Source organism: Marinobacter sp. (genome assembly GCF_033722195.1).
Taxonomy (GTDB): Bacteria; Pseudomonadota; Gammaproteobacteria; order Pseudomonadales; family Oleiphilaceae; genus Marinobacter.
The window spans coordinates 1-7,158 of the sequence record NZ_JAWVZL010000128.1 but is presented as its reverse complement, the minus strand read 5'-3'; the positions used below and the strand labels follow the sequence as shown (position 1 = coordinate 7,158).

The following is a 7,158-nucleotide window of genomic DNA, read 5'->3' as shown; positions in this document are numbered from 1 at the left end:
GGCGCCCAGGTGGCCGTGCCGGTGCTGACGCCGAAGACCGGCGAGGAGGTGCTCGACGTCGCCCGCCGCTCGGTGAAGGAGGCCAAGGAGCGGGGCCACGACGTGATGATCCTCGACACCGCCGGTCGCCTGCACGTGGACGAACAGATGATGGGCGAGATCGGTCGCCTGCATAAGGCCGTGTCGCCGGCGGAAACCCTGTTCGTGGTGGACGCCATGACCGGTCAGGACGCCGCCAACACCGCCAAGGCCTTCAATGACGCCCTGCCTCTGACCGGCGTGGTGCTCACCAAGACCGACGGTGATGCCCGTGGCGGTGCCGCGCTCTCGGTTCGCCATATCACCGGCAAGCCCATCAAGTTCATGGGTGTGGGCGAGAAGGTGGACGCCCTGGAGCCCTTCCACCCTGACCGGGTGGCGTCCCGCATCCTGGGTATGGGCGACGTGCTGTCGCTGATCGAGGAGGCCGAGCGCAAGATCGACAGGCAGAAGGCCGAAAAGCTCACCAAGAAGATCAAGAAAGGCAAGAGCTTTGACCTTGAGGACTTCCGCGACCAGCTCCAGCAGATGAAGAACATGGGCGGTATCGGCGGCCTGCTGGACAAGCTGCCGGGCATGGGGCAGATGGCCCAGATGGCCCAGCAGCAGGTCAACGACAAGAGCATGGGGCAGCTGGAGGCGATCATCTGCTCGATGACGCCAAAGGAGCGCCGTTACCCGGACGTGATCAACAATTCCCGCAAGCGCCGCATTGCCACCGGTTCCGGCACCCAGATCCAGGATGTGAACCGTCTGCTCAAGCAGCACAAGCAGATGCAGAAGATGATGAAGAAGTTCGGCAAGAAGGGCGGAATGGCCAACATGATGCGGGGAATGCAGGGTATGATGCCGCCCGGCGGTGGCGGCAAGCCACCGTTTGGCCGTATGTAAAAACCAGAACAGATTGGCTGTTTTCTTCGGCGGTTATTTAGCATAGAATAGCGCCCCTTTCGAGTATGGGTCTTCGCGCCAGCATCGTGATGCCGGGCGCGAATCGTACAAAGTTCGTACAACAGAACAGGATATTGGTCGAAATGGTAACAATCCGTTTGGCTCGTGGTGGCTCCAAGAAGCGCCCGTTCTACCATCTGACAGTCACTGACAGCCGCGTTTCCCGCGACGGCCGTTTCATTGAGCGTGTTGGTTTCTTCAACCCGATTGCCCGTGGCCAGGAAGAGCGTCTGCGCATCGACCGTGACCGCGTCAACTTCTGGATTGGCCAGGGTGCCCAGCCCAGCGATCGCGTTGCCCAGCTGCTGAAAGGCTCTGCTGAGTAAGATCGACCGGACCCGGGGTGAGGGCATGACACAGCGTTCGCAGGAAACTGTGGTGGGCCGGATAACCTCGGTGTTTGGGGTCAAGGGGTGGTTAAAGGTGTACTCCTACACCGACCCCCTGGAAGGCATTCTGAACTACCGGAACTGGACGGCCGTTTTTGATGGCAAGCGGATTCCGGTAAAGCTTGAGGACGGTCGCCGGCACGGTCCGGGGATCGTGGTCAAGCTGCGGGGCATTGACGACCGCGACCTGGCGATGACCTATTGTGGCGCCGATCTGGTGGTTCCCACCTCGGACCTGCCGCCACTGCCGGAAGGCGAGTATTACTGGCATCAGCTGGAAGGTCTGGTGGTGGAGTCGGTGGACGGCGAGAATCTCGGCCGGGTGAGTCATCTGATCGAAACCGGCTCCAACGATGTGCTGGTGGTCCAGGCCACCGAGAGCTCGATCGACCAGCGTGAGCGGCTGATTCCCTACCTGCCAGGGCAGGTGGTGACGTCTGTGGATCTGGCCGGCGGTGTGATCAGGGTCGACTGGGACGTGGAGTTCTGACGGGTGTGGATTGCAGCCGTCAGCCTGTTCCCGGAAATGTTCAGTGCGGTTACCGACGTGGGTGTTACCGGTCGGGCCGTGCGGGACGGGTTGCTGAGTTTTCATAGCTGGAACCCGCGGGACTTTACCCACGACCGGCACCGTACCGTGGACGACCGGCCTTATGGCGGCGGCCCCGGCATGCTGATGAAGATCCAGCCCCTGCGGGACGCCATCCATGCGGCCCGGCAGGCGGCCCCCGGCAAGGCCTGCGTGGTCTACCTGTCGCCCCAGGGCGAGCGGCTGGATCAGGCGCTGGTGAAGTTACTGGCGGCGGAGGAACGACTGATCCTGGTGGCGGGTCGCTATGAGGGTGTGGATGAGCGCCTGATTGCGTCCGAAGTGGATCGGGAAGTGTCACTGGGAGATTTCGTGCTCTCCGGTGGCGAACTGGCAGCCATGGCTGTGATTGATGCGGTTACACGCCTCATCCCCGGAGCGCTGGGTCATGCGCAGTCGGCAGAGCAGGACTCCTTTGCCGATGGTTTGCTGGATTGTCCGCACTATACCCGGCCGGAAGTCTATGAAGGCCAGGCAGTGCCGGACGTATTGTTAGGCGGTCACCATGATCAGATCCGGCGTTGGCGCCTGAAACAGGCGCTGAGGCGAACCCGGGAGCGACGCCCCGACCTGTTGGAGCAACGGGTACTGACGGACGAAGAGCGTGAGTTGCTGGACGAAGTTTTGAACGAACCGGATGCCTCTGAAACGTCAGGGCATTAAAGATTGAGTATCAGGAGCATACGATGAGCGGCAAGAACAACATCATCAGTCAGATTGAAAACGAGCAGATGACCAAGGAAGTGCCGGCGTTCGCGCCTGGTGATACCGTGGTTATCCAGGTTCGCGTAACCGAGGGCAACCGCGAGCGTCTGCAGGCGTTCGAGGGTGTGGTGATCGGCAAGCGTAACCGGGGCATGAACTCCTCCTTCACCGTGCGGAAGATTTCCTACGGCGTGGGCGTTGAGCGTACCTTCCAGACCTTCAGCAAGCTGATCGACAGCATCCAGCTGAAGCGTCGCGGCGACGTTCGCCAGGCCAAGCTGTACTACCTGCGTGACCTGTCCGGTAAGGCAGCCCGCATCAAGGAAAAGCTGGGCTGAAGCATCGCATCCGTGCGAGCATGATCCCGGAGTTTCACGATGCGCGAGTCAGCGCAGGAAAAGGCAGCCACTGGCTGCCTTTTTTGCGTTTGGTCGGCCCGGAACCGGTGCCGGCCGTGGGCCTTCGCGCGGCTTTTCGGAGGACAGGGGGATGAGCGACCCGACCATGCGGCCGGCGGACCTGGAGCTGGTAGAGCGCTTCTGCGATGCGCTCTGGCTGGAGGATGGACTGGGGGAGAGGACCCGCTCCGCCTACCGCAGCGATCTGCTGCAGCTTGCCGACTGGCTGATGCAGCGTCCGTTCGCGCCCTTGCTGGTGGACGTGGCCCGCGAGGATCTGCTGGCCTGGATCTCCCGCGGTTTCGCCGAGGGCCGCAAGACTTCCACCGCGGCCCGGCGGCTCTCCGGCCTGCGGCGCTTCTACCGTTACCTGCTGCGGGAAGGCCTGATCCGCGAGGACCCGACCCTGCGGATCGACAGCCCAAGGCTGGCCCGGCGGCTGCCGGATTCGCTGTCAGAGGCCGACGTGGAGGCGCTGCTGGCCGAGCCGGACACCGCCAAACCGCTGGAGCAGCGGGACCGGGCCATGCTGGAAATACTCTACGGCTGCGGCCTGCGGGTCTCGGAGCTGGTGGCGCTGCGGGTGGACCAGGTCAACCTGCGCCAGGGCGTGGTAAGGATCATGGGCAAGGGTGACAAGGAGCGCCTGGTGCCGCTGGGGGAAGAGGCCGTAGACTGGATTCTGACCTACCTCCGCGAGGGTCGGGTTGAGCTGCTCAAAGGCCGGGCCTCGGACGCCCTGTTTCCCGGCAACCGGCCCGAGGCGATGACGCGCCAGGCCTTCTGGTACCGGATCAAGCACTACGCCCTGCGGGCCGGCATCCAGAACAAGCTGTCGCCCCATACCCTGCGGCATGCGTTCGCGACCCATCTTCTCAATCATGGCGCGGACCTGAGGGTGGTGCAGATGCTGCTGGGTCATTCGGATCTGTCCACTACCCAGATCTATACCCATGTGGCCCGTCAGCGACTCCAGTCCCTGCACCAGGCGCACCATCCCCGGGGTTAGTCCGGTCGCTGCGGGGACGTGAAACTGAACTTCCCGCCGGTGCCCGTGTCCGAGCAGTTTGCGGGCGCCGTTGCGGCGGCACGGCGCATGAAACGGCTCCATGATGGGCCTTGACCGAAAACAGACAACGAGATCAAACATGACCTACCAGACCCTGTTTTACCGAATGCTTCTCCTGCTGTTGCCGCTGTTGTTGGCGGGCCAGGCCCAGGCCGGTGAGGCCGAGCAGACCATTCGGGACAGCATTACCGAGCGGGTGCCCGGGCTGACCATCACCGGCGTGCGGGAAGCACCGGCTGACGGTCTCTACGAGGTGGTGACCAGTAGCGGTGAGGTCTTCTACGCCACCGCCGGCGGCGAATTCCTGATCACCGGCGACCTGCTCCAGCTGACCGGCCAGGGTGTCGCCAACATCACCGAAACCGGCCGCACCGAGCGCCGTGCCGAGGCCATGGCCGCCTTTGGCGAGGAGGGCCTGATCACCTATCCGGCCAAGGGCGAGCAGAAGGCCGAGATCGCCGTGTTCACCGACATCGACTGCCCCTACTGCCGCAAACTGCATGACGAGATGGGCCGCTTCAACGAGCTTGGCATCACCGTGCATTATTACGGTTTCCCCCGCTCCGGCCCCGGCACACCGTCCTTTGCCAAGTACGAGTCGGTCTGGTGCGCGGAGGATTCCCGGGCCGCGATGGATGCCGCCAAGCAGGGTCGCAGTGTACCCTCCAAGTCCTGCGACAACCCGGTTCGGGCCCAGTTCGAGCTGGGCGGGCAGGTGGGCGTTACCGGCACGCCGGCCATCGTGCTGGAAAGCGGTGAGATGGTCCGTGGCTATGTGCCGGCAGACCGACTGGCTGAGGGCCTGGGGCTGCTCTGAGGCCCGGCCCGAGCCGAACATTTTTTTCATTGGCTAATCGGTATATCATGCCGGGCCAGCCATTCATCAGGAACAGGGGTGTCAGCTTGAAAGAGGTCAGGGTCGGAATCTGCGGATTGGGAACAGTAGGTGGCGGTACCTTCCGGGTACTGGCCCGAAACGCCAGCCTGATTGCTGGCCGGGCTGGTTGCCACATTCGGGTGACCCGGGTGGCGACCCGTACACCCAAGCCCGAGTTCGAGCTGGGGGACATCGCCTTCAGCAAGGACGTTTTCGATGTCGCCAAAGACTCCAATGTGGACATCCTGGTGGAGCTGATTGGCGGTTACGACACCGCCAAGGAGCTGGTGATGACCGCCATCCGCAACGGCAAGCACGTGGTGACCGCCAACAAGGCGCTGATCGCCGTTCACGGTAACGAGATCTTCGAGGAGGCCGAGAAGCACGGCGTCATCGTCGCCTACGAGGCCGGCGTGGCCGGCGGTATCCCGGTGATCAAGGCCATCCGCGAGGGCATGGCCGCCAACCGCATCGACTGGATCGCCGGCATCATCAACGGCACCGGCAACTACATCCTGACCGAGATGCGTGCCGGCCGGGAATTCGACGAGGTGCTGCGGGAAGCCCAGGCCCTTGGTTACGCAGAGGCCGACCCCACCTTCGACGTGGAAGGTATCGACGCCGCCCACAAGCTCACCATCCTGGCCTCCGCCGGCTTCGGCGTGCCGCTTCAGTTCGACAGCGCCTACACCGAAGGCATTTCCGGGGTCACCCCCTACGACATCTCCCACGCCGAGCTGCTGGGCTACCGCATCAAGCACCTGGGCATCGCCCGGCGCCGGGACGACGGCATCGAGCTGCGGGTGCATCCGACCCTGGTGCCCCGCAGTCACCTGATCGCCCAGGTGGACGGCGTCCTCAACGCCATCCTGGTGGACGGCGACGCAGTGGGCCAGACCATGTACTACGGTCCCGGCGCCGGCGACGAGGCCACCGCCTCGGCGGTCATTGCCGACCTGGTGGACGTGGCCCGTTCGGTCAGCTGCGCCAGCGAACAGCGGGTGCCCTACCTGGGGTTCCGGCCCGAGGCCATGGAGAACCTGTCGGTGCTGCCCATGGAGGACATCCAGTCCGCCTACTACCTGCGCATCCAGGCCCTGGACCGTCCCGGTGTACTGGCCAAGGTGGCGTCGATCCTCAGTGAGCACGGCATCAACATCGAGTCCATCATGCAGAAGGAATCGGAAGTCCAGGACGGCCGCATTCCGGTGATCATCCTCACCCACACGGTCCAGGAACGCCAGATCAACCGCGCCATCGAGGATCTCGAGGCGCTGGCGGATATTGAAGGCCGGGTGGTTCGCATCCGGGCAGAAAACTTCAGCTAACAGGAACGCAAGGTGAGATACATCAGTACACGCGGGCAGGCGCCGGCGCTCGGATTTGAAGACGTCCTGCTCACCGGTCTGGCCACCGACGGTGGCCTCTATGTGCCGGAGTCGCTGCCCCACTTCAGTGTCGAGGAGATCCGCAGCTGGCGCGGGCTGTCCTACAGCGAACTGGCCTTCAAGGTCATGTACCCGTTCGTGGAGGACGCCATTCCTGCCGATGATTTCCGTGCCATGCTGGACGAAACCTATGGGGTCTTTGCCCATGGTGCGGTGGCACCGCTGGTGCAGCTGGACAGCAACGAGTGGGTGCTGGAGCTGTTCCGGGGCCCCACCCTGGCGTTCAAGGATTTCGCCCTGCAACTGCTGGGCCGGCTGCTGGACTACGTGCTGGAGAAGCGCAAGCAGCACGTGGTGATCATGGGGGCCACCTCCGGTGATACCGGCTCCGCGGCCATCGAGGGCTGCCGCCGCTGCGAGCACGTGGACATCTTCATCCTGCACCCCCACGAGCGGGTGTCGGAGGTGCAGCGCCGGCAGATGACCACCGTCAAGGGCGACAACATCCACAACATTGCCGTCAAGGGCAATTTCGACGACTGCCAGCGCATGGTCAAGGCCAGCTTCGGCGACCAGTCCTTCCTGGGTGGCAAGACCCAACTGGCGGCGGTAAATTCCATCAACTGGGCCCGCATCATGGCCCAGATCGTCTATTACTTCCACGCCGCCCTGGCCCTGGGCGGGCCGGACCGCAGTCTGGCCTTCTCGGTGCCCACCGGCAACTTCGGCGACATCTTCGCCGGCTACCTGGCG

9 protein-coding genes are annotated in these 7,158 nt (G+C 63.7%); all 9 read left to right on the top strand.

Translation table 11 applies throughout. From position 1 onward, the window contains the following. On the top strand, nt 1-930 hold a 930-nt coding region (locus R3280_RS15250; protein WP_318999468.1), incomplete at its 5' end, for a signal recognition particle protein. A 143-nt stretch (nt 931-1,073) separates the two neighbouring features. Next, the gene (rpsP, locus tag R3280_RS15245) at nt 1,074-1,316 is read left to right on the top strand and encodes a 30S ribosomal protein S16 (protein ID WP_318999467.1); all 243 of its coding nucleotides are present in this window, start codon (nt 1,074-1,076) and stop codon (nt 1,314-1,316) included. Between the two features lie 25 nt (nt 1,317-1,341). Next, nucleotides 1,342-1,869, top strand: coding sequence for a ribosome maturation factor RimM (gene rimM / locus R3280_RS15240; RefSeq protein ID WP_318999466.1), 528 nt, complete (start codon nt 1,342-1,344; stop codon nt 1,867-1,869). Nucleotides 1,870-1,872: 3 nt separating this feature from the next. Further along, entirely contained in the window at nt 1,873-2,631 is a 759-nt protein-coding gene (gene trmD, locus R3280_RS15235) for a tRNA (guanosine(37)-N1)-methyltransferase TrmD (RefSeq protein WP_318999465.1), read from the top strand. Between the two features lie 23 nt (nt 2,632-2,654). Next, on the top strand, nt 2,655-3,011 hold the full coding sequence (gene rplS / locus R3280_RS15230; protein WP_318999464.1) for a 50S ribosomal protein L19: 357 nt from the start codon (nt 2,655-2,657) through the stop codon (nt 3,009-3,011). A 166-nt stretch (nt 3,012-3,177) separates the two neighbouring features. After that, nucleotides 3,178-4,080: a site-specific tyrosine recombinase XerD gene (gene xerD / locus R3280_RS15225; protein ID WP_318999469.1), complete on the top strand. Its 903-nt coding sequence runs from the start codon at nt 3,178-3,180 to the stop codon at nt 4,078-4,080. 139 nt (nt 4,081-4,219) lie between these two features. After that, the gene (locus R3280_RS15220) at nt 4,220-4,957 is read left to right on the top strand and encodes a DsbC family protein (protein WP_318999463.1); all 738 of its coding nucleotides are present in this window, start codon (nt 4,220-4,222) and stop codon (nt 4,955-4,957) included. An 86-nt stretch (nt 4,958-5,043) separates the two neighbouring features. Next, nucleotides 5,044-6,345: a homoserine dehydrogenase gene (locus R3280_RS15215; RefSeq protein WP_318999462.1), complete on the top strand. Its 1,302-nt coding sequence runs from the start codon at nt 5,044-5,046 to the stop codon at nt 6,343-6,345. 12 nt (nt 6,346-6,357) lie between these two features. After that, nucleotides 6,358-7,158, top strand: an 801-nt coding sequence (thrC, locus tag R3280_RS15210) for a threonine synthase (protein ID WP_318999461.1), incomplete at its 3' end; no start/stop codon positions are given.

Coding starts and splice junctions, on each gene's coding strand:
- rimM (WP_318999466.1), top strand. CDS start 1,342: ATGACACAGCGTTCGCAGGAAACTGTGGTGGGCCGGATAACCTCGGTG.
- R3280_RS15220 (WP_318999463.1), top strand. CDS start 4,220: ATGACCTACCAGACCCTGTTTTACCGAATGCTTCTCCTGCTGTTGCCG.
- rpsP (WP_318999467.1), top strand. CDS start 1,074: ATGGTAACAATCCGTTTGGCTCGTGGTGGCTCCAAGAAGCGCCCGTTC.
- xerD (WP_318999469.1), top strand. CDS start 3,178: ATGCGGCCGGCGGACCTGGAGCTGGTAGAGCGCTTCTGCGATGCGCTC.
- rplS (WP_318999464.1), top strand. CDS start 2,655: ATGAGCGGCAAGAACAACATCATCAGTCAGATTGAAAACGAGCAGATG.